Raw genomic sequence first — 25,766 nt, 5'->3', positions numbered from 1 at the left:
CGCCGGGCGCGCCCGCTCCGGGGCGGCTCGGCAGCGCGGTACGGGGACCGGCGCCCATCTGGCCGCGCGGCTGGAGGCCCGCGAGACGGCTGGAGTGCTGGCCGCCGGCGTCGCCGGAGCCGCGGCCGCCGGCGGGCTTGCCGCCCGGGCCGGGCTTCTTGCCGGCGCCGCCGCTCTGCGCGACGTCCACCGGCAGCATGACCAGCGCGGTCGTACCACCGGAGTCCGAGGGACGGAGCTGGACGCGGATGCCGTGCCGCAGGGACAGCCGGCCGACCACGAACAGGCCCATCCGGCGGGACACCGAGACGTCCACGGTCGGCGGGCTGGCGAGCCGCTCGTTGATCGCCGAGAGGTCCTCGGGGGAGAGGCCGATGCCGGTGTCGTGGATCTCGACCAGGACGCGGCCGTCGGGCAGCGCGTGGCCGGTCACCTTGACCTTGGTCTGCGGCGAGGAGAACGAGGTGGCGTTCTCCAGCAGCTCGGCGAGGAGGTGCACGAGGTCGTTGACGACGCGGCCCGCGACCTCGGTGGTCGGTACCGCGCTCAGTTCGATGCGCTCGTACTGCTCCACCTCGGAGGCGGCGGCGCGCAGCACGTCGACCAGCGGGACCGGGCGGGTCCAGCGGCGGCCCGGCTCCTCGCCCGCGAGGACGAGGAGGTTCTCGCCGTTACGGCGCATTCGGGTCGCGAGGTGGTCGAGCTTGAAGAGCGAGGAGAGCTGGTCCGGGTCGGCCTCGCGGGACTCCAGCTCGGAGATCAGCGACAGCTGGCGCTGGATGAGGCCCTGCGACCGCCGCGAGAGGTTGGTGAACATCGCGTTGACGTTGCCTCGCAGCAGCGCCTGCTCGGACACCAGCCGGACGGCCTCGCGGTGCACCTCGTCGAACGCGGTGGCCACCTTGCCGATCTCGTCCCGGCTGTGCACGCCGACGGACTCGACCGAGGTGTCCACGTCCTGCGGGTCGGCCTCGGAGAGGTGCTTGACCAGCTCGGGCAGCCGCTTCTGGGAGACCGTCTGCGCGGTGTCCTGCAGCCGGCGCAGCGAGCGGACCATGGAGCGGGAGACGACGAACGCGCCGATGAGCGAGATGCCCAGGACGAGCAGGATCACCGCGCCGTTGAGGATCGCGCCGGTGGTGGCGTCGTTGCGCAGCTCGCGGGACTTCTGCTCCATCTGGGAGAGCAGCGTGGTCTCGATCCGCGACATCAGGTTGATCTTGTTGGTGTCCAGGTCGTACCAGTCCAGGTACGACATCTGCTCACCGCGGATGCCCGACTCGGTCTTGAAGCTGCGGTCGGCGAAGGAGTTCGCGTGCTCGATGTCGTCGTTGCCGCTGTCCAGGCCCTCCATGAGGGAGGCGGCGCCGGGGTAGATGTTGGAGAACCGCTTGAGCGCGGACTCCTCGTTGTCCTCGGCGGTACGGCCGGCCAGCCGGTCGTTCGCGGACAGGTGCGCGTGGTCCTTGTTGGACAGACCGGCGCTGACGAACGCCCGCTGCATCGACGCGTACTCCTTGGCGGAGGAGAACGCGGCCAGGGAGCGGGTGCTCTGGATCATCTCCGGGTTGCTGGTCGCCTGCGCCATGTCCTGGGAGAGGGCGAGCAGGGAGGTGATCAGCTGGTTGTACGCGGTGATGGTCTGGGCGACGTTCTCGTCGTCGGAGTACGCCTTGTTCCGTACCTCGTTGAGGGTGCCCAGCTGGCGCTGGATGTCGACGATCGTGGCGCGCACGCCGGCCATCGAGCCGCGTGCCGCGTCGACGTCGTCGGTGTGCTCCTTGAAGGACTTGATCGCGCGGTCGGTCTCCTCGCGCGGCGCCACCACATCGGTGTCGTCCTTGGTGTTGCCGGAGCCGGCCAGCGGGCCCGCCGAGCGGTCCCGCTCCTCCTGGAGCGCGTCGGCCAGCTCGGTGGCCTGCCGCGTCATCTCCGTGAGGAGCTCCATCCGGTCGAGCTGCTCCATGTTGTCCAGCTCGCTGCTGATCCGCAGGCCGCCCAGCGTGGTGGCGGCGACCACGGGCAGCGCGATCAGGGAGACCAGACGCGTGCTGATGCGCCAGTTGCGCAGCGACAGACGGGCCCCGGGGCCCATGGGGCCCTTGGCCTTGGGGCGCTCGGCGGCGGAGTCGCCGGCCGGCGCCGGGTCGGTCCGGTCGGTCGGCAACGTGCCGCTCGCCGGACCGTTGCTCTGGGCGCGCTGCTGCGAGGAGGCGCGGTCGGTCCCGCCGCGCAGCTCCGGGTCAGCCGCAGCGCTGCCATCCCTCTTGAAACGTCCCTGCACTAGCGTCGCAACCTCTGGACCAGGCGTCCCTCCGCGGTGACGGCGGGACGGTGTCGAGTCGTAGGGGGCCGCGGGCCCCATGGCGGTCGTGAGTGTGACCGGCGGGCTACTCCCTCTGGAGAAGAGAGCGGCACCCACCGCGCGGCGCTGCTCTGCGCCCCCTGCGCGCCGTGTGAAACATGCGGCGGTCCGGGGAATTCCAGCACAGTGCCGGAGCGGCAACAAGAGCGGAGCCCCTGGCTGTGACATGAGTGACGCAATGTATGGAATGAGTAACGAGTAGTAGAAGCTCTCACCCCTTATAACGGACTTTTGCGAGCGTTACGGGCGCTATAGCGCCCTACCCCGGGTCCCGTAAAGGGGAGTGGAACATGTGCTTCGCTCCGCCAATGTCCGTTTCGTCAACGGCTTTCGATCATGAAAATTGCGGCATTTGCCGCAGAGTTCGTGAGCAAACTCACACGATGATCATCGACTTGACCGCAAGATCGACGGGAATAGCGCGCATAGCCTGACGCTTTACACCGGTGCCGCAATCGCCCAGCGGCACCTGCATGGGCAGTGACCACCACACGCGAGATACGCGAGGCATTCCGCAGTGAAGACGACGATGATGTTCCGCTCCATAGCCAACCCGCGGCGCACGACCCTGATGCACCTGAAGGACGCCGAGGAGCTGCAGACCGCACCGGTCGAGGACACCGCACAGCAGGAGCACGCCGTCGAGCTGCCCACCCAGACCGCCAACCCCCGCCGCACCGTCCTCATGGACGCGCCCGAGTAGGACGCGGCGCACAAAAAGGACAGAGGGGCGGCCGCTCTCCCGCGATAGCCTGGGGTGTCCACTCCCGGCAAGAGATCAAGAGGGGCAGCGGCTTCCGTGCGCATCGCCAGATTTTCCATCGACGGCAACGTCGGCTTCGGCGTCGTCGAGGGCAGTGACCTCGACGTGATCAAGGGACACCCCTTCGCCGAGTTCGAGCGCTCGGGTCAAAAGGTCCCCCTGGACAAGGTGCGGCTGCTGCCGCCCGTCCTCCCGAACAAGGTCGTGGCCATCGGCCGCAACTACGCCGAGCACGCCAAGGAGCTCGGCAACGAGGTCGACGACGTGCCGGTCGCCTTCTTCAAGCCCTCCACCTCGGTGGTGGGCCCCGGCGACCCCGTCGTGTACCCCTCCTTCTCGCAGGAGGTGCACCACGAGGCCGAGCTCGCCGTCGTCATCGGCCGCATGTGCCGCGAGGTCCCCCGCGAGCGCGTGAAGGACGTCATCCTCGGCTACACCTGCGCCAACGACATCACCGCGCGCGACGTCCAGCGGCGCGAGGCGCAGTGGGCCCGGGCCAAGGGCTTCGACAGCTCCTGCCCGCTCGGCCCCTGGGTCGAGACCGAGCTGGACCCGAGCGATCTGACCATCCAGTGCACGGTCAACGGCGAACAGCGCCAGCTGGGCCGCACCAGCGAGATGGTCCGCTCGATCGAGGACCTGATCGTCCACATCACGGAGGCGATGACGCTGCTCCCCGGCGACGTCGTCCTCACGGGCACCCCCGCCGGGGTCGGCCCGCTCAACGTCGGCGACGAGGTCGCCGTCACCATCGAAGGCATCGGCACTCTCACCAACAAGGTGATCAAGCGTGGCTAACGCGACCCCCGTCCGCGTCCGTTTCTGTCCCTCGCCGACCGGCAACCCCCACGTGGGCCTGGTCCGCACCGCCCTCTTCAACTGGGCGTTCGCCCGGCACCACGAGGGCACCCTGGTCTTCCGGATCGAGGACACCGACGCGGCCCGCGACTCCGAGGAGTCCTACCAGCAGCTCCTCGACGCCATGCGCTGGCTCGGCTTCGACTGGGACGAGGGCCCCGAGGTCGGCGGCCCGCACGCCCCGTACCGCCAGTCGCAGCGCATGGACATCTACCAGGACGTCGCGCAGAAGCTGCTGGACGGCGGCTACGCCTACCACTGCTACTGCACCGCCGAGGAGCTGGAGGAGCGCCGGGAGGCCGCGCGCAAGGCCGGCAAGCCCTCCGGCTACGACGGCAAGTGCCGCACGGTGACCCCCGAGCAGAAGGCCGCGTACGAGACCGAGGGCCGCACCTCCATCGTCCGCTTCCGGATGCCCGACGAGACGATCACCTTCACCGACCTGGTCCGCGGCGAGCTGACCTTCCAGCCGGAGAACGTGACCGACTACGGCATCCTCCGCGCCAACGGCGCGCCGCTGTACACGCTCGTCAACCCGGTCGACGACGCGCTGATGGAGATCACCCACATCCTCCGCGGCGAGGACCTGCTCTCCTCCACCCCGCGCCAGATCGCCCTGTACAAGGCGCTGATCGAGCTGGGCATCGCGAAGCAGATCCCGGCCTTCGGCCACCTGCCGTACGTCATGGGCGAGGGCAACAAGAAGCTCTCCAAGCGCGACCCGCAGTCCTCGCTGAACCTCTACCGTGAGCGCGGCTTCCTCCCCGAGGGCCTCCTCAACTACCTCTCCCTCCTCGGCTGGTCCTTCTCCGAGGACCAGGACATCTTCACCATCGACGAGATGGTGGCGAAGTTCGAGATCACGGACGTCAACGCCAACCCGGCGCGCTTCGACCTGAAGAAGTGCGAGGCGATCAACGCCGACCACATCCGGCAGCTGGACGTGAAGGACTTCACCGAGCGCTGCGCCCCCTGGCTGCGAGCCCCCTTCGCCCCCTGGGACGAGGCGGACTTCGACCAGTCGGTGTTCGACGCGATCGCCCCGCACGCCCAGAGCCGTCTGAAGGTCCTCTCCGAGATCACCGACAACGTCGACTTCCTGTTCCTGAAGGAGCCGGTCTTCGACGAGGCGTCCTGGACCAAGGCGATGGGCAAGGGCGACCCGGTGGCCCTGCTCACCACCGCCCGCGCCAAGCTGGAGACCGCGGACTGGTCCAGCCCCGAGTCCCTCAAGGAGGCCGTCCTGGCCGCCGGCGAGGAGCACGGCCTCAAGCTCGGCAAGGCCCAGGCCCCGGTCCGCGTGGCCACCACCGGCCGCACGGTCGGCCTCCCCCTCTTCGAGTCCCTCGAGATCCTGGGCAAGGACCGCACCCTCGCCCGCATCGACGCGGCACTGAAGAAGCTGGCCGCGTAACGCCCGGTCCTGAAAAGGGGGGGGCGCCGACCGTACTGGTCGGCGCCCCCCTTTTCGTTCCCCGGAAGCCGGAAAACCGGGTCTCCTGACAGCGTCCGCGCCGCTAGCGTGAGGATCATGCCGATACGCGCGGTCCTCTGGGACATCGACGACACGCTCTTCGATTACGCGAACGCCGACCAGGTGGGGATGCAGGCACATCTCCTCGCCGAGGGGCTGACCGACGGATATCCCTCCGTCGAGCAGGCCCTTGCCCGGTGGAAGGAGCTCACCGCGCTGCACTGGCGGCGGTTCGAGGCCGGGGGGATGACCTTCGAGGCGCAGCGGCGGGACCGGGTGCGGGACTTCCTCGGTACGAGCTCGATGAGCGACGAGGACGCCGACGGGTGGTTCGAGCGGTATCTCGCGCACTACGAGGCCGCCTGGGCGCTCTTCCCGGACACCTTGCCGGTGCTGGAGCTGCTCGCGGCGGAGTACCGGCACGCGGTGCTCTCGAACTCCTCTCTTCACAATCAGGACCGCAAGCTGCGGGTTCTGGGTGTACGGGACCGTTTCGAGGCACTGGTGTGCGCGGCGGAGCTGGGGATCGCCAAGCCCGCCGCCGGGGCCTTCCACGCCGCCTGTGAGGCCCTGGGGCTGCCGCCCGCGGAGGTGGCGTACGTGGGGGACCAGCCCGACATCGACGCCGGTGGCGCCGTGGCCGCGGGCCTCAGGGGCATCTGGCTGGACCGCCGGGGACTGGGCGGCCGGCCCGAGCTGATCCGGATCACCGGCCTGAACCAGCTGCCCGGCCTGCTGCGCGGCGATACCCGTTTTGGAGCGCCGGACACCTTCGGGTAATGTTCTTTCTGCGCCGCCCGAGAGGGCCGACAGGCCCGGCGGGAAGCGCAAGCCGAACAAAATCCCGCAAGGGGTTGTGTTTTGGTGGGCTATGGTGTAATTGGCAGCACGACTGATTCTGGTTCAGTTAGTCTAGGTTCGAGTCCTGGTAGCCCAGCAAGAGATCGTCTTCTCGGAAGTATCGTCTTCCCGGCAGTACAGTCTCTTGATCGCAGTGCCAGCCCCCGTTGTGTAGCGGCCTAGCACGCCGCCCTCTCAAGGCGGTAGCGCCGGTTCGAATCCGGTCGGGGGTACAGATCCTTGCATTCCACCTCCTTCGGGTCGCTCCCGGATGCGGTGATGATGAGGATCGCTAGGGCCCCCGTTGTGTAGCGGCCTAGCACGCCGCCCTCTCAAGGCGGTAGCGCCGGTTCGAATCCGGTCGGGGGTACTGGTGACCGATCCTGGATTGGTCTCAACCACCATGGGCTATGGTGTAATTGGCAGCACGAGTGATTCTGGTTCATTTAGTCTAGGTTCGAGTCCTGGTAGCCCAGCGCAGTTGAGCAGGTGGACTGCAGACTTCCTGCTCAAACCGCAGGTGAGCCCCCGTTGTGTAGCGGCCTAGCACGCCGCCCTCTCAAGGCGGTAGCGCCGGTTCGAATCCGGTCGGGGGTACAGAAAGAGAAAGGCCCTCCACTCAGGTGGAGGGCCTTTTTCGTGCGCCCGCTTTCGTAAGAGCGGGCATCGGTCATCATGAAAAGAAAAAGCGCGCGAAAAGAAGAAAAGAGCGGAACGGGCCCCGGCCCGCCGCCGGCGGCGTTGGCGACGGCAGGCGTGGGGCGGCGAATCAGCTCGTACGGCGCAGGGCCTCACTGAGGCGGGCCGCCGCGTCGATGACGGCCTGGGCGTGCATCCGGCCCGGGTGGCGGGTCAGCCGCTCGATCGGCCCGGAGACCGACACGGAGGCCACCACGCGGTTCGACGGGCCGCGTACGGGCGCGGAGACCGAGGCCACGCCCGGCTCCCGCTCGCCGATCGACTGGGCCCAGCCGCGGCGCCGTACGCCCGAGAGCGCGGTCGCGGTGAAACGTGCCCCCTGAAGGCCCCTGTGCAGCCGCTCGGGCTCTTCCCAGGCCATCAGGATCTGGGCGGCGGAGCCCGCCTTCATCGGGAGCGTGGAGCCCACCGGGACGGTGTCCCGCAGGCCCGAGAGCCGCTCGGCGGCGGCCACGCAGATGCGCATGTCGCCCTGCCGGCGATAGAGCTGGGCGCTCTCGCCCGTCACGTCGCGCAGGTGCGTGAGCACCGGCCCCGCCGTGGCCAGCAGCCGGTCCTCACCGGCCGCGGCGGCGAGCTCCGCCAGCCGCGGTCCGAGGATGAACCGGCCCTGCATGTCCCTCGCCACCATCCGGTGGTGCTCCAGAGCCACCGCAAGCCGGTGCGCCGTGGGGCGCGCGAGCCCGGTCGCTCCGACCAGCCCGGCGAGGGTGGCCGGACCGGACTCCAGAGCGCTCAATACCAGAGCCGCCTTGTCGAGAACGCCGACGCCGCTAGAGTTGTCCATGCAACGATACTCACGTCTCACAGTGTGAAACGCAAGTTCAATTTTCTGCGGAAGTCGCCACTCTTGAAAGCGAGGCCCTGGACCGGGGCCCGTGTACCGCCCGGTACGAGGGGTACGAGCGGCGGGCAATCAGACGAGTTGGGCCGGCGAAGTCGGCCGGCCGGAGGGACAGCGATGGGACGGACACTCGCGGAGAAGGTCTGGGACGACCACGTCGTCCGGCGCGCGGAAGGCGAGCCCGACCTCCTCTTCATCGATCTGCATCTGCTGCACGAGGTGACCAGCCCGCAGGCGTTCGACGGCCTGCGCAAGGCCGGCCGCCGGGTGCGCCGCACGGATCTCACCATCGCCACCGAGGACCACAACACCCCCACCCTCGACATCGACAAGCCGATCGCCGACCCGGTCTCGCGCACGCAGCTGGAGACGCTGCGCAAGAACGCCGCGGAGTTCGGGGTGCGGCTGCACCCGCTGGGCGATGTCGAGCAGGGCGTCGTGCACGTCGTGGGCCCGCAGTTGGGTCTGACCCAGCCGGGTACCACCGTGGTCTGCGGTGACAGCCACACCTCCACCCACGGCGCGTTCGGCGCGCTGGCCTTCGGCATCGGCACCAGCCAGGTCGAGCACGTGCTGGCCACCCAGACGCTGCCGCTGTCGCCCTTCAGGACGATGGCCGTCACCGTCGAGGGCGAGCTGCCCGAGACCGTCACGGCCAAGGACCTGATCCTCGCCATCATCGCGAAGATCGGCACCGGCGGCGGCCAGGGCTACGTCATCGAGTACCGCGGCTCGGCCATCGAGAAGCTCTCGATGGAGGCCCGGATGACGATCTGCAACATGTCGATCGAGGCGGGCGCCCGCGCGGGCATGATCGCCCCGGACCGGACCACCTTCGACTACCTCCAGGGCCGCGACCACGCTCCCAAGGGTGCGGACTGGGACGCGGCGGTCGAGTACTGGAAGACGCTGCGCACCGACGACGACGCGGTCTTCGACCACGAGGTCGTCATCGACGCCACCGAGCTGGCGCCGTTCGTCACCTGGGGCACCAATCCCGGCCAGGGCGCGCCGCTGTCCGAGCGGGTCCCCGACCCGGCGTCCTACGAGGATGCTTCGGAGCGGTACGCCGCCGAAAAGGCCCTGGAGTACATGGGGTTGACGGCCGGTCAGCCGCTGCGCGACATCAAGGTGGACACCGTCTTCGTAGGTTCGTGCACCAACGGCCGCATCGAGGACCTGCGCTCCGCCGCCGCGCTCCTGGAAGGCCGCAAGGTCGCCGACGGCGTACGGATGCTGATCGTCCCCGGCTCGGTCCGGGTGGCGCTGCAGGCCGTCGAGGAGGGCCTGGACAAGGTCTTCACCGCGGCCGGCGCCGAATGGCGGCACGCGGGTTGCTCGATGTGCCTGGGCATGAACCCCGACCAGCTGGCGCCCGGTGAGCGCTCCGCCTCCACCTCGAACCGCAACTTCGAGGGCCGGCAGGGCAAGGGCGGCCGCACCCACCTGGTCTCGCCCCAGGTCGCCGCCGCAACGGCGGTTCTCGGCCACCTGGCCTCGCCCGCCGACCTGTCCGACGCCGCCGCCCCGCAGCCCGCTGGAGTCTGAGAACGATGGAAGCATTCACCACCCACACCGGCCGGGCCGTCCCGCTGCGCCGCAGCAACGTCGACACCGACCAGATCATCCCCGCCCACTGGCTGAAGAAGGTCACCCGGGACGGCTTCGAGGACGGCCTCTTCGAGGCATGGCGCAAGCAGCCCGACTTCGTGCTGAACCAGGAGGCGTACCAGGGCGCCACCGTCCTGGTCGCCGGCCCCGACTTCGGCACCGGCTCCTCCCGTGAGCACGCCGTCTGGGCCCTGCAGAACTACGGCTTCAAGGCCGTCATCTCCTCGCGTTTCGCCGACATCTTCCGCGGTAACTCCCTCAAGAACGGGCTGCTGACGGTGGTACTGCCGCAGGAGACCGTGGAGGCGCTGCAGCAGCTGGCCGAGGCCGACCCCACCGCCGAGGTGACCGTCGACCTGGTCAACCGCGAGGTGCGTGCCGAGGGCATCAAGGCCGGTTTCGAGCTGGACGAGAACGCCCGTTGGCGGCTGCTGGAGGGGCTGGACGACATCAGTCTCACCCTCCGGGAGGAAGACTCCATCGCCGCGTACGAGGCGAACAGGCCGTCCTTCAAGCCGCGTACGGTAGTGGCCTGACCTCGGGGTTTTCTGGCTGAAAGACATCTTGCATACGATGCGCTCCTTGCTACTTGGCAAGGGGCGCATCGTCTTGTTGAGTGGCGTGTTGAGGCCCCGTGAAGCGACAACTCACCGCAGATGGCACAATTAGCGCATGGAACGCGACGGCCAACTGGAGCTCTACGGTCTTGTCGCCGACCGTCTCAAGGCCGCACACACACGAGTGCGGACACTGCAAGTCCCGGAGGGCGTACGGATGGCGCTGACCCGGAAGCTGCTCGTCATCACGGCTGCGGCAAAACACGATCTCGCCGGCGCGGCACGGCGTCTGGAGCGCTTCATGAACGACCTCGACGAAGGGCGTTATCCCGAAGACGTGGATGCCGACGGAACTCCGTGACGGTCGAGTTCGTTGCGGCACAAGGGTGATTAGCCCGTTTCGTGTTTGATTTGCGGTATATATCTGCCTAACGTGCGAAAAAGCTTGAACACATACGTTCCAGCAATGTCTCCGAAGGGGAAGACGTGAACAAGGCGCAGCTCGTAGAAGCCATTGCCGACAAGCTCGGCGGACGTCAGAACGCCGCAGACGCGGTCGACGCGGTCCTGGACGCCATCGTCCGTGCCGTGGTCGGCGGCGACCGCGTTTCGGTCACCGGATTCGGTTCGTTCGAGAAGGTCGACCGCCCGGCCCGTTACGCCCGTAACCCGCAGACGGGTGAGCGGGTGCGGGTGAAGAAGACCTCCGTGCCGCGTTTCCGCGCCGGACAGGGCTTCAAGGACCTGGTCAGCGGCTCGAAGAAGCTCCCGAAGAACGACGTGGCCGTCAAGAAGGCCCCGAAGGGCAGCCTTTCGGGCGGCGCTTCCACCCGTACGACCACCAAGGCCGCGGCCAAGAAGGCCACCGCCAAGAAGTCGGCGGCGAAGAAGACCACGGCCGCGAAGAAGACCACCACGGCCAAGAAGGCGACGCCGGCGAAGAAGACCACCGCCGCCAAGAAGGCCACCACCGCCAAGAAGGCGACGCCGGCGAAGAAGACCACCACCGCCAAGAAGGCCACGCCGGCCAAGAAGGCCACCACGGCGAAGAAGGCCACGGCCAAGAAGACCGCCCCGGCCAAGAAGACCACGGCGAAGAAGGCCCCGGCCAAGAAGGCCACCGCCCGCAAGACCACCGCCAAGAAGACCACCGCCCGGAAGCGCTGACCATCCGGCGGCGAACCTCGCGACGGGCCGGGCTCCCCACGGGAGCCCGGCCCGCGGTGCGTTGCCCGGCCCCCACCCGATTAGGCTCTGACCATGCAGGCCACCGCATACACCTACGACGCCGACAGCCGCACGGGCAGCGTGCTGCTCGACGACGGCACCCCGCTGCCCTTCGACACCGCCGCCTTCGACGCGGGCGGCCTGCGGCTGCTCCGGCCCGGCCAGCGGGTCCGCATCGACGTGACGGGCGAGGGCGGCGACCGCCGCATCACCCTCATCACGCTCCAGACCTTCTGACACCACTCCAGACCTTCTGACGGCCGGCCGGAAGCCCCGGCGGCCCGCTCAGGCCCCCGGAGCGCCCAGCGCCGCGATTCCCGCCGAGATGGCCGCCGTATGGCGGGCCGTCCACGCCCCCACGCCCAATTTCAGCGCCGCCCGCAGATCCTCCGGAGTGTCCACGTCCTGCCGCACGGACCGCACACCGGACAAGGAGATCTCCTGAGCGCCGGAAGCCCGGTGCCGGGCCCGTGAGGCGCCACCGAAAGCCGGGGCCAATTCCGCCCCCGGCGCCGCGGTCAGCAGCGTCGTCCCCATTTCCGCCGCATCCGCGAGAAATGCACGCGGGAATTGCGCGGCCGCGGTGAGCACCCGTTCCAGTTCCGCCGGACGCAGCGCAGGGAGATCCGCATTGAGCGCCGCCACCGCCGCACCGGGACGGTACGCCCGTACGGTGTGCGCGCCGTACGCGATCGCGGGATTCAGCCCCGCCGCCGGTACATCGGCCACGATGCGCGCCCCGAGACCGGCGAGCGCCGCGCCCGCCTGCGGATCATCCGTGACAACCGCCACATCACCCACTACCGGGCATTCCAGCGCCGCGGATACCGTATCCAGGGCGAACGCCAGCGCCAGCCGGGGCCGGAAGCGCGCGTCCGCCGCGGCGGACAGCCTGCTCTTGGCCCGCACCAGCGGTTTCAGAGGCACCACCAGGCTCCACACCGCATCCGCTCCTTCTTCTCGCATCGGCAGCATTGTCACCCGCTGCCGCCGCCCGCAGCAGGGCGCGGGGATACGGTGTCCTCGACAGACCGGGTACCGGGGGCGACACTTGTGCGGCTGCCGGGTCGCCGCAGCTCAGCAGGTCCCATTAGGAGGGTGTCCGAGTGTCCCGCCACAGAATCGGCTTCTGGTACCGCCTCGCAGCGGTCATCGCAAAACCGCCGCTCGTGGTGCTGTTCAAGCGGGACTGGCAGGGAATGGAGCACATTCCCGCCGAGGGCGGATTCATCACCGCGGTCAACCACAACTCGTACCTCGACCCGCTCTCCTACGCGCACTATCAGTACAACAGCGGACGCGTCCCGCGATTCCTCGCCAAGAGCGGCCTCTTCAAGGGCGGCTTCGTCGGCGCGATCATGCGCGGCACAGGACAGATCCCGGTCTACCGCGAAACCACCGACGCGGCCACCGCGTTCCGCGCCGCCGTGGACGCCATCAACCGCGGCGAGTGCGTCGCCTTCTACCCCGAGGGCACCCTCACCCGCGACCCCGACATGTGGCCCATGCAGGGCAAGACCGGCGCCGCCCGCGTCGCACTGCTCACCAAGGCCCCCGTCATCCCGGTCGCCCAGTGGGGCGCCAACGAAGCCATGCCGCCCTACGCCAAGGAGAAGAAGCTCCGGCTCTTCCCCCGCAAGACGCTGCGTGTGAAGGCGGGTCCGCCGGTCGACCTGGCCGAGTTCTACGGCCAGGAGCCCACCGCCGAGGTGCTGCGCGAGGTCACCGACCGCATCATGGCCTCGGTGACCGCCATCCTGGCCGAGGTGCGCAACGAACCCGCGCCGGCCGAGCCGTACGACCACCGCAAGGCCCGCGCCGAACAGCGCCGGAAGAACCAGCAGATGCGGCGGCGGGACAAGACGCCCGGCGCCACTCAGGAGGATGAAGGCAAGTGACGCGCTGCGCCGTCTACGGCACGGGGTCGTGGGGCACCGCATTCGCGATGGTGCTGGCCGACGCGGGCTGCGAGGTGACCCTGTGGGGCCGCCGCGCCGAGCTCGCCGAGGCCATCAACACCGGCCGCACCAACCCCGACTACCTCCCGGGCGTGGAGCTGCCGCAGACCGTACGGGCCACCACCGACCCCGCCGAGGCCGCCGCCGGCGCGGAGTTCACGGTCCTCGCCGTGCCGTCCCAGACGCTGCGCGCCAACCTCGCCGACTGGGCGCCCCTGCTGCCCTCCGACACCGTCCTGGTGTCCCTGATGAAGGGCATCGAGCTCGGTACGGCCAAGCGGATGAGCGAGGTCATCGAAGAGGTCGCGAAGGTGCCCGCCGAGCGGGTGGCCGTGCTGACCGGCCCGAACCTCGCCAAGGAGATCGCCGCCCGGCAGCCCGCCGCCGCCGTCGTCGCGTGCACCGACGAGGCCGTCGCCACCCGCCTGCAGGCCGCGTGCCACACCCCGTACTTCCGCCCGTACACCACCACCGACGTGGTGGGCGCGGAGCTGGGCGGCGCGGTGAAGAACGTCATCGGCCTCGCGGTGGGCATCGCGGGCGGCATGGGGCTGGGCGACAACGCCAAGGCGTCCCTCATCACCCGCGGTCTCGCCGAGACCATGCGGCTGGGGCTCGCGCTGGGGGCCGACCCGGCCACGTTCGCGGGGCTGGCGGGCATGGGCGACCTGGTCGCCACCTGCTCCTCGCCGCTCTCCCGGAACAACACCTTCGGCCAGAACCTGGGCCGGGGCATGAGCCTCGAAGAGACCATCGCCGTCACCAAGCAGACGGCCGAGGGCGTGAAGTCCTGCGAATCGGTGCTGGACCTGGCCCGCCGGCACGGTGTCGAGATGCCCATCACCGAGACGGTCGTGAGCATCGTCCATGATGCCAAGCCGCCGCTGGTGGCCCTGAAGGAACTGATGTCGCGGTCGGCGAAGCCGGAGCGGCACTGAACGGACGGTTGTCCACAGGGGCCGACGGGCACTGCCCGCGGCCCGATGGCCGTTGTCCACAGGCCCCGACGGCCATGAGCCGTGAGCGCTACCTTCACAGCACGCCGCTTCTGGGTGGTGTGTGTGGTGGAGGTGGGGGAGGGGCCTTGGCCACGGTACGGGAGTTCTCCCGCTGGACTGGGGAGAGGGAGGGGCCCTGCCAGGGACGCGGGGGAGTTGGCCCGTAGAAGCGCCCCACACCCCCCAAGACATTCGCATCCGCCGTACCAACAGGTAGTCTCGGTCCGATATGAGCAGCGAGACCTCCTCCCAGAAGCCCCGCGTCGCCGTCGTGTTCGGCGGGCGCAGCTCCGAGCACGCCATCTCCGTGGTCACCGCGGGCGCCGTCCTGAGCGCCATCGACCGCGAGAAGTACGACGTGCTGCCGATCGGCATCACGACGGACGGCCGCTGGGCGCTGACCGCCGACGAGCCGGAGCGGATGGCCATCACGGACCGGAAGCTGCCGAGCGTGGCGGACCTGGCCGAGTCCGCCGAGGGCGCCGTGGTCCTGCCCGTCGACCCCACCAGCCGCGAGGTCGTCTACAGCGAGCCCGGCCAGGTACCGAAGGCGCTCGGCGACGTCGACGTGGTCTTCCCCGTCCTGCACGGGCCGTACGGCGAGGACGGCACCCTCCAGGGCCTCCTGGAGCTGTCCGGCGTGCCCTACGTGGGCTCCGGCGTGCTCTCCTCGGCCGTCGGCCAGGACAAGGACTACATGAAGCGGGTGTTCGCCTCCTTCGGGCTGCCGGTCGGCCCGTACGAGGTCATCCGCCCGCGCGAGTGGGAGCAGGATCCTTCCGCCGCCCGCAAGAAGATCGTGGACTTCGCCGGCGAGCACGGCTGGCCGCTGTTCGTGAAGCCCGCCCGCGCCGGCTCCTCCATGGGCATCTCCAAGGTGGACGACCTCGCCGGGCTGGACGAGGCCATCGAGGAGGCCCGCCGCCACGACCCGAAGATCCTGGTCGAGTCGCTGCTGAGCGGCCGGGAGATCGAGTGCGGCGTGCTGGAGTTCGAGGACGGCCCGCGGGCCAGCGTCCCGGCCGAGATCCCGCCGGTCACCGCGCACGACTTCTACGACTTCGAGGCCAAGTACATCGACTCCGCCACCGGACTGGTGCCCGCGCCGCTCACCGAGGAGCAGACCGCGCGCGTCCAGGAGCTGGCCGTCGAGGCGTTCGAGGCGGCGTCCTGCGAGGGCCTGGTGCGCGCCGACTTCTTCCTGCAGGACAACGGCGAGTTCGTCATCAACGAGATCAACACGCTGCCGGGCTTCACGCCCATTTCGATGTACCCGCGGATGTGGCAGGAGTCCGGGGTGAGCTACGCCGAGCTGGTGGACCGGCTCATCCAGGCGGCGCTGCGGCGCTCCACGGGCCTGCGCTGAGCCTTTGCGGCGGCCGGTCGGGGCGTGTCCTAGACGACCCCGACCGGGACGGTCTTCTTCACGGCCGACGCCAGGTCGGTGAGCACATCGACCTCGGGCGCGTACTTCCCCGGTACCGTCACCTCGACGTGCGCGCGGCGCAGCACGGTCGTGAAGCGGTAACCGTCGTCCTGTTTCTCGAAGAGCCACTCGACGCCGTTGATTTCCGCGGCGTCCTGCAGTGGGTTGTAATGTTCATTACCAGGCTTCAGCACGTCGGGCTCCGGCACGCCGCAGCGCAGCTGTACGGCGGGTTCGCCCCACACGGCGGTGAAGTCGGAGACGGGATCGGCGGTCCGCCGCTTCAGACCGTCCACGGTGTCGGGCAGTTTCCCGTGCAGCGCCCGGCAGAGCCGGGCCTGCTCCCCCTTAGGGGCGGGAACCGCCACGCTCGCCGAATCGTCGGACGGGGCACAGCCCGCCACTGCGATCAGTACGGCGAGCAGCGGCGGAGCGAGCGACCGGCCTGGCGAGGATTTCACCCGGCCGAGCATACGGGGGACTAAATATGAACCACCGGGCAGGTCAGGGTGCGCGTGATGCCGTCCACTTGCTGGACTTTGGCGACCACCATGCGGCCCAGATCATCGACCGTGTCAGCCTGGGCACGCACGATCACGTCGTAGGGACCGGTCACATCCTCGGCCTGGATCACGCCGGGCAGTTTGGCGATCACTTCGGCGACCGCGGACGCCTTGCCGACCTCGGTCTGGATCAGGATGTACGCCTGTACCACGGGACCTCCAGGGCGGCTTCGAGGATCATGTGGGAAGAAGGGACGCCACGGTACCGCGTCGCCGAGCGGAGCGGGGAGACCCGCGCGGCGGACGCGGCGAACAGTTCGCGGCCGCCGGCGCGGAACGCGTCACCCGGAGCGCGGCCGTCCGGGAAGGCGGCGCAGACCGTGCGCGACGCGTCAGTGGAGTACGGAAGGTCCGTACGCATGGGAAGGGCAACAGCATGAAGGGCACCGTGGGCGAGTTGGGGGAGTTCGGCCTCATCAGAGAGCTGACCTCGCGGCTCACCTCCACCCCGGCCGTACGCATCGGACCGGGCGACGACGCCGCCGTGGTCACCGCGCCGGACCGCCGGGTCGTGGCCAGTACGGACGTACTCCTCGAAGGGCGGCACTTCCGCCGCGACTGGTCCACCGCCTACGACGTCGGCCGCAAGGCCGCGGCCCAGAACCTCGCCGACATCGCCGCCATGGGCGCGGTCCCCACCGCCATCCTGCTCGGCCTCGTGGTGCCCGCCGAACTCCCCGCGACGTGGGCGACGGAGCTGATGGACGGGCTGCGGGACGAGTGCCAGGTGGCGGGCGCCGCCGTGGTCGGCGGCGACGTCGTACGCGGCGAGATCATCACCGTCGCCATCACCGCCCTCGGCGACCTGCGCAACGCGGAGCCGGTCACCCGGGGCGGCGCCCAGCCCGGCGACGTCGTCGCGGTCACCGGCTGGCTCGGCTGGTCGGCGGCGGGCCACGCCGTGCTCACCCGCGGCTTCCGCTCCCCGCGCGCCTTCGTGGAGGCGCACCGCAGGCCGGAGCCGCCGTACCACGCGGGCCCCGCGGCCGCCGGGCTCGGCGCCACCGCCATGACGGACGTCAGCGACGGCCTGGTCGCCGACCTCGGGCACATCGCCGAGGCCAGCAAGGTCCGTATCGACCTGCAGTCCCAGAAGATCGACGTGCCCTCGCAGATGGCCGACATCGGTACGGCGTGCGGCGTGGATCCCCTGCAGTGGGTGCTCTCCGGCGGCGAGGACCACGCGATCGTCGCGACCTTCCCGCCGGACGTGAAGCTGCCGGCCCGCTGGAAGGTCATCGGCGAGGTCCTGAACCCCTCCGCGCTGCCCCAGGTGACGGTGGACGGCGCGCCCTGGACCAAGGGCGGCTGGGACCACTTCGGCGACGACGACGTGGTCGGCTAGCCCCCGGGGGACATGGCCGGCCGGAAACGGTCGATTAGATTCGGGGCATGCACACACCACCCCGCGTCCTGACCGTCGCAGGCTCCGACTCCGGCGGCGGCGCCGGTATCCAGGCCGACCTGAAGACGATGCTGGCGCTCGGCACGCACGGCATGAGCGTGCTGACCGCCGTCACCGCGCAGAACTCCCTGGGCGTCCAGGGCGCCTGGGAACTGCCCGTCGAGGCGGTACGGGCCCAGTTCCGCAGCGTCGTGGACGACATCGGCGTCCAGGCGGTCAAGACCGGAATGCTCTCCTCGCCCGAGCTCGTGGAGACGGTGGCCGGGCTGCTCGCGGAGCTCACCGTGCCCGTCGTCATCGACCCGGTCGGCGTCTCCAAGCACGGCGACGCGCTGCTCGCCGCCACGGCCCTGGACGCGGTCCGTACGAAGCTGCTGCCGACCGCGACCGTCGCCACCCCCAACCTGGACGAGGTGGCTCAGCTCACGGGCGTACAGGTCCGGGAAGAGGCCGATATGCGGCGGGCGGCCGCGGCGATCCTGGCCCACGGCCCGCGCTGGGCGCTGATCAAGGGCGGCCATCTGGCGGGCGACGCGGTGGACCTGCTGACCGACGGGGATCAGGAGCACTGGCTGCGCGCCCCGCGCCACGACAACCGGCACACGCACGGCACGGGCTGCACGCTCGCCAGCGCGATCGCCGCCCGGCTGGCGCACGGTGACACCGTTCCGGAGGCCGTGGCGGCGGCGAAGGAGTACGTCACGGGCGCGATCGCGGCCGGCTTCCGGCTGGGCGGCGGGATCGGGCCCGTCGATCACGGGTGGCGGCTGCGCTGAGTACTGCCGCGGGGGCGGCCCCTCGTGGGCACGTCTCCGCCCGCGCGGCCCCCTGGACAAGCAGTCGGACAAGCCCCCGGACGCTCTTTCGGGCAACAGAAAAGCCGGCCCACCCTGAGGTGGACCGGCTTCAAGGCAACCGGCAGAGGCTGCGCCACGACGTAACGTCAGCGCGCGACCTTGCCGGCCTTGATGCACGAGGTGCAGACGTTGAGCCGCTTCGGCGTGCGCCCGATCACAGCGCGCACCGTCTGGATGTTGGGGTTCCAACGACGGTTGGTGCGGCGGTGCGAGTGAGAAACGCTCTTGCCGAAGCCCGGCCCCTTGCCGCAGACGTCGCAGTTGGCAGCCACGGGTCACTCCAAAGACTTCAGATGCACTTACGGTAATTCCCAGCGCGCCGAGTGCATTGAACGACAAGCGGTGCCGGGAGGGGAAAAGACCCGATTCGCATCGGGCAACCGGAGCAGCATACAACGACCGCTCCCGCCCTACGAAACTACCATGACCGCCCGGGGGCCCGGCCCGAGCACCCGTCCCGTCCGCCGCTACCCTGCGGTGCACTGCCTGCCCCGACCGGGGAGGACAGGACATACGGCGACCGAGGAGGACGCACGGTGCCCCGAGGACGCACGGTGCCGCACACGCTCGACGCTGCTGCGGTCCGCGCATGGTGCGAGCTGGCCCTGGAGGCACTCGGCCGGGACCGCGAGCGGATCGACGCGATCAACGTCTATCCCGTCGCGGACGGTGACACCGGCACCAACCTCTATCTGACCGTGGAGTCCGCCGCCCGCGCGGTCGACGCCGCCTTCGACGGGCACGCCGCCTCCGGTACCGAGCCCGGTCTCGCCGACGCCATCGGGGCGATGGCGCACGGCGCGCTCATCGGGGCGCGCGGCAACTCCGGCACCATCCTGGCGCAGCTGCTGCGCGGCATGACGGAGGTACTGGCGCCGGGCCCCGGGTCGGTCCCGGGGAGCGGTACGGGGGAGCGTGAGGCAGAGCACGACCCGGCCGCGGTACTGGCGCGTGCGCTGCGGCGGGCCGCGGCGTCCACGTACGAGGCGGTGGCGCACCCCGTGGAGGGCACGGTCCTCACCGTGGCGACGGCCGCCGCCGACGCCGCCGAGGGCGCCGTGCCGGGCGGCGACGTGGTGGCGGTGGCCCGCGCGGCCCACGAGGGCGCCAGGAAGGCGCTGGACGCCACCCCGGGGCAGCTGGCGGTCCTCGGCAGGGCCGGTGTGGTCGACGCGGGCGGCTGCGGCCTGGTCGCCGTTCTGGGCGCGCTCGCGGACGCGCTGTCCGGTGAGCGCACGGCAGCGGCCGGCGGTGTACGGATCGCCGTGGGCGCCCCCGCCTCCGGGGGCGGCACGGCTCCCGCCACGGTCGTCACCGAGGCCGGCGGCTGCGGCCCCGATGAGCATGCGGCGGCCGACGGCCCCGCCTTCGAGGTGATCTACCTCCTGGAGGCCGGCGACGAGGCCGTGGCCCGGCTGCGCGCCCGGCTCGACGGGCTCGGCGACTCCCTGGTCGTGGTCGGCGGGGACGGCCTGTGGAACGTCCATGTGCACGTGGACGACGCGGGCGCGGCCGTCGAGGCGGGCATCGAGGCGGGCCGCCCGTACCGGATCCGCATCACGCACTTCACGGGCGCCGAGGCGGGCCGGAGCGCGGCCCCGGAGCGCGCGGAACGGGCCGTGGTCGCGGTGGTACCGGGGGACGGGCTGGCCGGGCTGTGCGCCGCGGCCGGCGCGACCGTGGTCTCCGTACGCCCCGGGGAGCCGCCCGCCAGCGGTGAGCTGGTCCAGGCGATCCGGCAGGCGCACGCCCGCGAGGTGGTGCTGCTGCCGAACGACGCCGACCTGCGGCACACGGCCGCCGCGGCGGCCGGCCAGGCCCGTACCGAAGGCGTGCGCGTCGCCGTGATCCCCACCCGGGCCGCGGTCCAGGGCATCGCGGCGCTGGCCGTCCACGAGTCCGGCCGCACGTTCGACGAGGACGTGGTGGCGATGACCTCCGCGGCGGGCGCCACCCGGTATGGCGAACTGACGGTCGCCGAGCGGCAGTCCTGGACCATGGCCGGGGTCTGCCAGGCCGGGGACGTGCTGGGCCTGGTGGAGGGCGATGTCGCGGTGATCGGTGCGGACCCGGCGGCCACCGCCCTCGACGTACTGGACCGGATGCTCTCGGCGGGCGGCGAGATGGTCACCCTCGTGTGCGGCGAGGGCTTCCCCCAGGGGCTGGCCGACCGCCTCGAACGCCACGTACGCGAGCGCTATCTGGCCGTGGACACCGTGGTGTACGCCGGGGGCCAGCAGTCCTCGCTGCTGCTGATCGGCGTGGAGTAGCCGCCCCGAGAGGCCCGTTCGCCGGTCCTCCCGCCGGTTGTCAGTGGCGTGGTGTGCAATGGACCCGTGCTGGATGAACCACTGAAGAAGATCCTCGGCGGCACCACCGCGAAGGTGCTGGCCGAGCACCTCGGCCTGCACACGGTCGGCGATCTGCTGCACCACTACCCCCGCCGGTACGCCGAGCGCGGCGAGCTGACCACCCTCGCCGACCTCCCGCTGGACGAGCACGTCACGGTCGTCGCCCGGGTCGCCGACGCCCGTGTGCACACCTTCAACCACGGCCGTGGCCAGCGCCTGGAGGTCACGCTCACCGACGGCAGCGGCCGGCTCCAGCTGGTCTTCTTCGGCAAGGGCATCCACAAGCCGCGGCACGATCTCCTCCCCGGCCGCCGCGCGATGTTCGCGGGCAAGGTCTCGGTCTTCAACCGCAAGCTCCAACTCGCCCACCCCGAGTACGAACTCCTCGCCGGCGAGGGCGGCGACGACGCCGTGGACGCCTTCGCCGGCCGGCTCCTGCCGATCTACCCGGCGGCCCAGAAGATGCCGTCCTGGAAGATCGCCAAGGCGGTGGACGCCGTACTGCCCAGCGCCCGGGAGGCGGTCGACCCGCTGCCGCCCGCGCTCCGGGAGGGCCGCGGCCTGGTCCCGCTCCCCGAGGCGCTCCTCAAGATCCACCGGCCCGACACCAAGGCCGACATCGCCGACGCCCGGGCCCGCCTGAAGTGGGACGAGGCGTTCGTCCTCCAGGTCGCCCTGGCCCGCCGCCGCTTCGCCGAGACCCAGCTCCCGGCCGTCCCCCGCCCGCTGACCGAGGACGGCCTCCTGGACGCCTTCGACGCCCGCCTCCCGTTCACCCTCACCGACGGCCAGCAGAAGGTCAGCCGCGAAATCTTCGACGACCTGGCCACGGACCACCCGATGCACCGGCTCCTCCAGGGGGAAGTGGGCAGCGGGAAAACGATGGTCGCCCTGCGGGCCATGCTCGCCGTGGTGGACACCGGTGGGCAGGCGGCGATGCTCGCGCCGACCGAGGTGCTCGCGCAGCAGCATCACCGGTCGATCACCGAGATGATGGGGGAGCTGGCCGAGGGCGGGATGCTCGGCGGCGCGGAGCGCGGTACGAAGGTCGTGCTGCTGACCGGATCCATGGGGACCGCCGCGCGGAAGCAGGCGCTGCTGGACCTCGTGACGGGCGAAGCCGGGCTGGTGATCGGCACGCATGCGCTGATCGAGGACAAGGTGCAGTTCCACGACCTGGGGCTGGTCGTGGTGGACGAGCAGCACCGGTTCGGCGTGGAGCAGCGGGACGCGCTGCGCTCCAAGGGGAAGCAGCCGCCGCATCTGCTCGTGATGACCGCGACGCCCATTCCGCGGACGGTCGCGATGACGGTGTTCGGCGATCTGGAGACGTCCGTACTGGACCAGTTGCCGGCCGGGCGGTCGCCGATCGCCAGCCACGTGGTCCCGGCCAAGGACAAGCCGCACTTCCTGGCGCGTACCTGGGAGCGGGTGCGCGAGGAGGTCGAGGGCGGGCATCAGGCGTACGTGGTGTGCCCGCGGATCGGCGACGAGGCGGACGAGCCGAAGGGCGCGAAGGGCGCGAAGGGCGCGAAGAAGAAGGCGCAGGGGGACGGGGAAGAGGCCGCGGAGGAGGCCGAGAAGCGGCCGCCGCTGGCCGTGCTGGACGTCGCCGAGCAGCTGGCCAAGGGGCCGCTCGCGGGGCTGCGCGTGGAGGTGCTGCACGGGCGGATGCAGCCGGACGACAAGGACGACGTGATGCGCCGGTTCGCCGCCGGCGAGGTGGATGTGCTGGTGGCGACGACCGTCATCGAGGTGGGCGTGAACGTACCGAACGCCACGGCGATGGTGATCATGGACGCCGACCGGTTCGGGGTCTCGCAGCTGCACCAGCTGCGCGGCCGGGTGGGCCGCGGTTCGGCGCCCGGCCTGTGCCTGCTGGTGACGGAGATGTCCGAGGCGAGCCCGGCGCGGGCCCGGCTGGGCGCCGTGGCGAGCACGCTGGACGGCTTCGAGCTGTCCCGGATCGACCTGGAGCAGCGGCGCGAGGGCGACGTTCTGGGGCAGGCGCAGTCCGGAGTGCGCTCCAGCCTCCGGATGCTCGCGGTCATCGAGGACGAGGACGTGATCGAGGCGGCCCGGGAGGAGGCGACGGCGACCGTGGCGAACGACCCGGAGCTGGCCGGACTGCCCGAGCTGCGGGTCGCGTTGGACGCCCTGCTGGACACCGACCGGGAGAGCTATCTGGACAAGGGGTGAGGGCGGCCCGGGGCCGGGCGCGCGCCCGGCAGGGGCCGATTGTCAGAGCCCACTGGGAGGATGGACACAGTCCGGGCCGATCCGGGAGAGGTTGGCCCCAGTCGGACCATTGGGGGGCTGTTTCATGGCATTCCGGCATCTGAACGAACTCCCGCTCGGCGACAAGATCTTCCGCATCGAGCTCGCCAGCGACGACGACGCGACCGTCACGCTCACCCTCACGGGCTGGCACGAGGACGCCCCCGAGACCCTCCTCGCCTCCGGCGCCCTCACCCTGCCCCTGACCGAGGTCCCGGCCCTGCGGATCGCGCTGAACCGCGCCCTGCGCGCCCTCGCGCTGGTCGCCGACGTGGCCGAGCCGATACCGGACCGCGATGTGCTGCGCGAGCTGTTCCCCGGGCACGGCGCCCCCTGGGTGCCGCAGCACGAGGAGGACCTCACGCACCGCTTCCATGCCGGCGAGACCATCGCCCGCATCGCCGCCCGCTTCGGCCGCACGCCCGATTCGGTACGGACGAAGCTGCGCGAACTCGGCCACGACCCGCGCCGCCCGGAGTACTGCCCGCCGGACGGCTGCCTGTCCTGGTCCCGCTATGCCTCGCCCGCCCTGGTGGGCGCGGTGGAGGACGCCGAGCGCGGCTGACCGGCGGGGAACGCCATATCGTGGTGGTGCGGGGCCGGGCCCGGTCCCGCACCACCAAGGAACCGCACAGCTGAGGACGAGAATCGTATGACCCGCGTGATCGCCGGCGTGGCCGGCGGCCGGCGCCTGGCCGTGCCGCCCGGCACGGGCACCCGCCCGACCTCCGACCGGGCGCGCGAGGGCCTGTTCTCCACCTGGGAGGCGCTGGACGGCCCGCTGACCGGCGCCCGGGTGCTGGATCTGTACGGCGGCTCGGGCGCGGTCGGCCTGGAGGCGCTCTCCCGGGGCGCCGCGGCCGTGCTGCTGGCCGAGGCCGATCCGAAGGCCGCCCGTACGATCCGCGAGAACATCCGCAGCCTCGGCCTCCCGGGCGCCGAATTCCGCGCCGCGAAGGCCGAACAGGTCGTCGCGGGGCCGGTCTCCGGCGAGCCGTACGACCTCGTCTTCCTGGACCCGCCGTACGCCGTCACCGACGACGATCTTCGCGAGATACTCCTCACACTCCGCTCCCAGGGCTGGATCACGGGCGACGCGCTCGCCACCGTGGAGCGCAGCACCAGGGGCGGAGAATTCCGCTGGCCCGAAGGATTCACGGGCCTGCGGTCCCGCCGTTACGGCGAGGCCACGCTTTGGTACGGTCGCGCCGCTTCGACGTGCGAGGACGCCGGTGGGGACGCCGGCGGCCACCCTGACGGGAACGCCACGTCGGCAAGCGAGTCATGACCGGATCGGAGAGCGAGGAACCTCAAGTGCGCCGTGCCGTCTGTCCGGGGTCGTTCGACCCCATTACGAATGGGCACCTGGACATCATCGCCCGGGCCTCCAAGCTCTACGACGTGGTCCACGTCGCCGTGATGATCAACAAGTCCAAGCAGGGCCTGTTCACGGTCGAGGAGCGGATCGAGCTGATCCGCCGGGCGACTGCCGAGTACGGCAACGTCGAGGTCGAGGCGTTCCACGGCCTCCTCGTCGACTTCTGCAAGCAGCGTGACATTCCGGCCATCGTGAAGGGCCTGCGCGCGGTCAGCGACTTCGACTACGAGCTGCAGATGGCCCAGATGAACAACGGCCTCTCGGGCGTGGAGACCCTCTTCGTCCCGACCAACCCGACCTACAGCTTCCTCTCGTCCAGCCTGGTCAAGGAGGTCGCGGCCTGGGGCGGCGACGTCTCCCACCTGGTACCGGACTTCGTCTTCGAAGCCCTCACGGAGCGCCTCGGGGAGAAGTGACACGGGAAGCGGTGGAGGGCCGTCCGGCTGACGGTACGTCAGTGGGTGTCGGGGCCGGGGCGGGTGGCCGTACAGTCGGTCCCGTTCCGTCGTTTCATCCCCCAGAGAGTGGCGAGCCCCCAGTGGACGTGCAGAAGAAGCTCGACGAGATCGTCGAGACCGTCGGCCATGCCCGGTCCATGCCCATGTCGGCCTCCTGCGTGATCAACCGCGCGGAGCTGCTGGCGATGCTCGAAGAGGTGCGGGCCGCGCTCCCGGGGTCGCTCGCGCAGGCGCAGGAGCTGCTCGGCGGGCGCGAGCAGATGGTCGAGGACGCCCGCGCCGAGGCGGAGCGGATCATCGAGAGCGCGCACGCCCAGCGCGGCTCGCTGCTCTCCGAGACCGAGCTCGCCCGGCAGTCCCAGGAGGAGGCCGACCGCATCCTCGCGGAGGCCCGCCGGGAGGCCGAGGAGATCCGCGCCGAGGCCGACGACTACGTCGACAGCAAGCTCGCCAACTTCGAGGTCGTACTGACCAAGACCATCGGGTCCGTGGACCGGGGCCGCGAGAAGCTGCTCGGCCGCGGCCCGGGCCTGGACGAGGCGGGGTACGCGGACGCCGAGGCGCCCGAGCGCAGCGCCGACCCGGAGACGCTGCGGCAGCGGGCCGACGCGTACGTGGACGCCAAGTTCGGCGCCTTCGAGGCCGTACTGACCAAGACCCTGGAAGCCGTCGGACGCGGCCGCCAGAAGCTCCTGGGGGCGCAGCCCAGCGACGAGCTCGCCGCGGCCTTCGCCGCACACACGGACCCTGCGACGGGCCTGCCGCAGTCCGGCGACGCGGAGTACCTCGCCGACCTCGCGGCCGCCCAGCAGCCCGCCGCGCCCCAGCAGCAGCCCACCGCGCCCCAGGTGCCCCCG

26 protein-coding genes and 5 tRNA genes are annotated in these 25,766 nt (G+C 70.7%); 25 read left to right on the top strand and 6 right to left on the bottom strand.

What is annotated here, in order from left to right; translation table 11 throughout:
• Positions 1-2,284, bottom strand: a 2,284-nt coding sequence (locus CCS38_RS31610) for a sensor histidine kinase (RefSeq protein ID WP_223736754.1), incomplete at its 3' end; no start/stop codon positions are given.
• A 598-nt stretch (positions 2,285-2,882) separates the two neighbouring features.
• Here CCS38_RS31610 and CCS38_RS31605 point away from each other — a divergent pair.
• The 9 genes from CCS38_RS31605 (at position 2,883) to CCS38_RS31565 (ending at position 6,897) form a co-directional block, all read left to right on the top strand.
• A complete protein-coding gene (locus CCS38_RS31605; RefSeq protein WP_223736753.1) occupies positions 2,883-3,068 on the top strand; it encodes a hypothetical protein in 186 nt (61 codons plus the stop codon).
• Positions 3,069-3,164: 96 nt separating this feature from the next.
• On the top strand, positions 3,165-3,926 hold the full coding sequence (locus CCS38_RS31600) for a fumarylacetoacetate hydrolase family protein (RefSeq protein ID WP_223736752.1): 762 nt from the start codon (positions 3,165-3,167) through the stop codon (positions 3,924-3,926).
• Positions 3,919-5,400, top strand: coding sequence for a glutamate--tRNA ligase (gltX, locus tag CCS38_RS31595; RefSeq protein ID WP_223736751.1), 1,482 nt, complete (start codon positions 3,919-3,921; stop codon positions 5,398-5,400). The genes CCS38_RS31600 and gltX overlap by 8 nt, the downstream gene beginning before the upstream one ends.
• A 117-nt stretch (positions 5,401-5,517) precedes the next feature.
• Positions 5,518-6,240, top strand: coding sequence for an HAD family hydrolase (locus CCS38_RS31590; RefSeq protein ID WP_223736750.1), 723 nt, complete (start codon positions 5,518-5,520; stop codon positions 6,238-6,240).
• 85 nt (positions 6,241-6,325) lie between these two features.
• Positions 6,326-6,397: transfer RNA gene (locus tag CCS38_RS31585), tRNA-Gln, on the top strand.
• A 63-nt stretch (positions 6,398-6,460) separates the two neighbouring features.
• Positions 6,461-6,533: transfer RNA gene (locus CCS38_RS31580), tRNA-Glu, on the top strand.
• 64 nt (positions 6,534-6,597) lie between these two features.
• Positions 6,598-6,670 (top strand) — tRNA-Glu (locus CCS38_RS31575).
• A 34-nt stretch (positions 6,671-6,704) separates the two neighbouring features.
• Positions 6,705-6,776, top strand: a tRNA-Gln gene (locus tag CCS38_RS31570).
• Positions 6,777-6,824: 48 nt separating this feature from the next.
• Positions 6,825-6,897, top strand: a tRNA-Glu gene (locus CCS38_RS31565).
• Between the two features lie 172 nt (positions 6,898-7,069).
• Here the strand turns inward: CCS38_RS31565 and ndgR are convergent.
• Positions 7,070-7,786 carry an IclR family transcriptional regulator NdgR gene (gene ndgR / locus CCS38_RS31560; protein ID WP_030257960.1) on the bottom strand — a complete coding sequence of 239 codons (717 nt, stop codon included), beginning with the start codon at positions 7,784-7,786 and terminating at the stop codon, positions 7,070-7,072.
• A gap of 174 nt (positions 7,787-7,960) precedes the next feature.
• Here ndgR and leuC point away from each other — a divergent pair, with 174 nt between their 5' ends.
• The 5 genes from leuC to CCS38_RS31535 all read left to right on the top strand — a co-directional run bounded on the left by leuC (position 7,961) and on the right by CCS38_RS31535 (position 11,475).
• Positions 7,961-9,391 (top strand): 3-isopropylmalate dehydratase large subunit, encoded by a 1,431-nt coding sequence (leuC, locus tag CCS38_RS31555; protein WP_223736749.1) that lies wholly within the window; start codon positions 7,961-7,963, stop codon positions 9,389-9,391.
• Between the two features lie 5 nt (positions 9,392-9,396).
• The gene (gene leuD / locus CCS38_RS31550) at positions 9,397-9,990 is read left to right on the top strand and encodes a 3-isopropylmalate dehydratase small subunit (protein ID WP_223736748.1); all 594 of its coding nucleotides are present in this window, start codon (positions 9,397-9,399) and stop codon (positions 9,988-9,990) included.
• 136 nt (positions 9,991-10,126) lie between these two features.
• Positions 10,127-10,372: an SCO5555 family protein gene (locus CCS38_RS31545; RefSeq protein ID WP_030267010.1), complete on the top strand. Its 246-nt coding sequence runs from the start codon at positions 10,127-10,129 to the stop codon at positions 10,370-10,372.
• Between the two features lie 125 nt (positions 10,373-10,497).
• Positions 10,498-11,178, top strand: coding sequence for an HU family DNA-binding protein (locus tag CCS38_RS31540; RefSeq protein WP_223736747.1), 681 nt, complete (start codon positions 10,498-10,500; stop codon positions 11,176-11,178).
• A gap of 93 nt (positions 11,179-11,271) precedes the next feature.
• A complete protein-coding gene (locus CCS38_RS31535) occupies positions 11,272-11,475 on the top strand; it encodes a hypothetical protein (protein WP_030267017.1) in 204 nt (67 codons plus the stop codon).
• Positions 11,476-11,523: 48 nt separating this feature from the next.
• Here CCS38_RS31535 and cofC read toward each other — a convergent pair whose 3' ends face one another.
• Positions 11,524-12,204, bottom strand: a complete 681-nt coding sequence (cofC, locus tag CCS38_RS31530) for a 2-phospho-L-lactate guanylyltransferase (protein WP_372457178.1) — start codon at positions 12,202-12,204, stop codon at positions 11,524-11,526.
• 140 nt (positions 12,205-12,344) lie between these two features.
• On the opposite strand from cofC, the gene CCS38_RS31525 reads away from it, so the two are divergent.
• From CCS38_RS31525 to CCS38_RS31515, 3 genes are all read left to right on the top strand, one after another.
• Positions 12,345-13,136 (top strand): lysophospholipid acyltransferase family protein, encoded by a 792-nt coding sequence (locus CCS38_RS31525; RefSeq protein ID WP_223736745.1) that lies wholly within the window; start codon positions 12,345-12,347, stop codon positions 13,134-13,136.
• Positions 13,133-14,134 carry an NAD(P)H-dependent glycerol-3-phosphate dehydrogenase gene (locus CCS38_RS31520; RefSeq protein WP_223736744.1) on the top strand — a complete coding sequence of 334 codons (1,002 nt, stop codon included), beginning with the start codon at positions 13,133-13,135 and terminating at the stop codon, positions 14,132-14,134. Before CCS38_RS31525 ends, CCS38_RS31520 begins: the two co-directional genes overlap by 4 nt.
• A 289-nt stretch (positions 14,135-14,423) precedes the next feature.
• Positions 14,424-15,560, top strand: coding sequence for a D-alanine--D-alanine ligase family protein (locus tag CCS38_RS31515; protein WP_223736743.1), 1,137 nt, complete (start codon positions 14,424-14,426; stop codon positions 15,558-15,560).
• A 29-nt stretch (positions 15,561-15,589) separates the two neighbouring features.
• Here the strand turns inward: CCS38_RS31515 and CCS38_RS31510 are convergent, their stop codons facing one another.
• Together CCS38_RS31510 and CCS38_RS31505 are read right to left on the bottom strand one after the other, a co-directional pair.
• Complete coding sequence (locus CCS38_RS31510) at positions 15,590-16,093, bottom strand: DUF3515 domain-containing protein (protein ID WP_223736742.1); 504 nt, start codon at positions 16,091-16,093, stop codon at positions 15,590-15,592.
• A gap of 8 nt (positions 16,094-16,101) precedes the next feature.
• Entirely contained in the window at positions 16,102-16,335 is a 234-nt protein-coding gene (locus CCS38_RS31505) for an Lrp/AsnC family transcriptional regulator (protein WP_030267036.1), read from the bottom strand.
• A 224-nt stretch (positions 16,336-16,559) separates the two neighbouring features.
• Between CCS38_RS31505 and CCS38_RS31500 the strand changes: the two genes are divergently transcribed.
• Positions 16,560-17,528, top strand: a complete 969-nt coding sequence (locus CCS38_RS31500) for a thiamine-phosphate kinase (RefSeq protein WP_030267042.1) — start codon at positions 16,560-16,562, stop codon at positions 17,526-17,528.
• 47 nt (positions 17,529-17,575) lie between these two features.
• Entirely contained in the window at positions 17,576-18,364 is a 789-nt protein-coding gene (thiD, locus tag CCS38_RS31495; protein WP_223736741.1) for a bifunctional hydroxymethylpyrimidine kinase/phosphomethylpyrimidine kinase, read from the top strand.
• Between the two features lie 167 nt (positions 18,365-18,531).
• Here thiD and rpmB read toward each other — a convergent pair whose 3' ends face one another.
• Positions 18,532-18,717, bottom strand: coding sequence for a 50S ribosomal protein L28 (gene rpmB, locus CCS38_RS31490; protein ID WP_030267048.1), 186 nt, complete (start codon positions 18,715-18,717; stop codon positions 18,532-18,534).
• 282 nt (positions 18,718-18,999) lie between these two features.
• On the opposite strand from rpmB, the gene CCS38_RS31485 reads away from it, so the two are divergent.
• The 6 genes from CCS38_RS31485 to CCS38_RS31460 all read left to right on the top strand — a co-directional run.
• The gene (locus CCS38_RS31485) at positions 19,000-20,715 is read left to right on the top strand and encodes a DAK2 domain-containing protein (protein WP_223736755.1); all 1,716 of its coding nucleotides are present in this window, start codon (positions 19,000-19,002) and stop codon (positions 20,713-20,715) included.
• A gap of 66 nt (positions 20,716-20,781) precedes the next feature.
• On the top strand, positions 20,782-22,995 hold the full coding sequence (recG, locus tag CCS38_RS31480) for an ATP-dependent DNA helicase RecG (RefSeq protein ID WP_223736740.1): 2,214 nt from the start codon (positions 20,782-20,784) through the stop codon (positions 22,993-22,995).
• Between the two features lie 124 nt (positions 22,996-23,119).
• Positions 23,120-23,638, top strand: coding sequence for a hypothetical protein (locus CCS38_RS31475; protein WP_223736739.1), 519 nt, complete (start codon positions 23,120-23,122; stop codon positions 23,636-23,638).
• 87 nt (positions 23,639-23,725) lie between these two features.
• The gene (gene rsmD / locus CCS38_RS31470) at positions 23,726-24,361 is read left to right on the top strand and encodes a 16S rRNA (guanine(966)-N(2))-methyltransferase RsmD (protein ID WP_223736738.1); all 636 of its coding nucleotides are present in this window, start codon (positions 23,726-23,728) and stop codon (positions 24,359-24,361) included.
• 26 nt (positions 24,362-24,387) lie between these two features.
• Positions 24,388-24,867 (top strand): pantetheine-phosphate adenylyltransferase, encoded by a 480-nt coding sequence (coaD, locus tag CCS38_RS31465; RefSeq protein WP_037801125.1) that lies wholly within the window; start codon positions 24,388-24,390, stop codon positions 24,865-24,867.
• Between the two features lie 122 nt (positions 24,868-24,989).
• Positions 24,990-25,766 (top strand): ATP synthase subunit B family protein (locus CCS38_RS31460; protein WP_223736737.1); only part of this gene is annotated, 777 nt, incomplete at its 3' end.

It is taken from the genome of Streptomyces purpurogeneiscleroticus (genome assembly GCF_020024005.1).
GTDB classification, from domain to species: Bacteria; Actinomycetota; Actinomycetes; order Streptomycetales; family Streptomycetaceae; genus Streptomyces; species Streptomyces purpurogeneiscleroticus.
The sequence above is the reverse complement of the archived record's forward strand: the minus strand, read 5'-3'. Positions and strand labels throughout refer to the sequence as shown.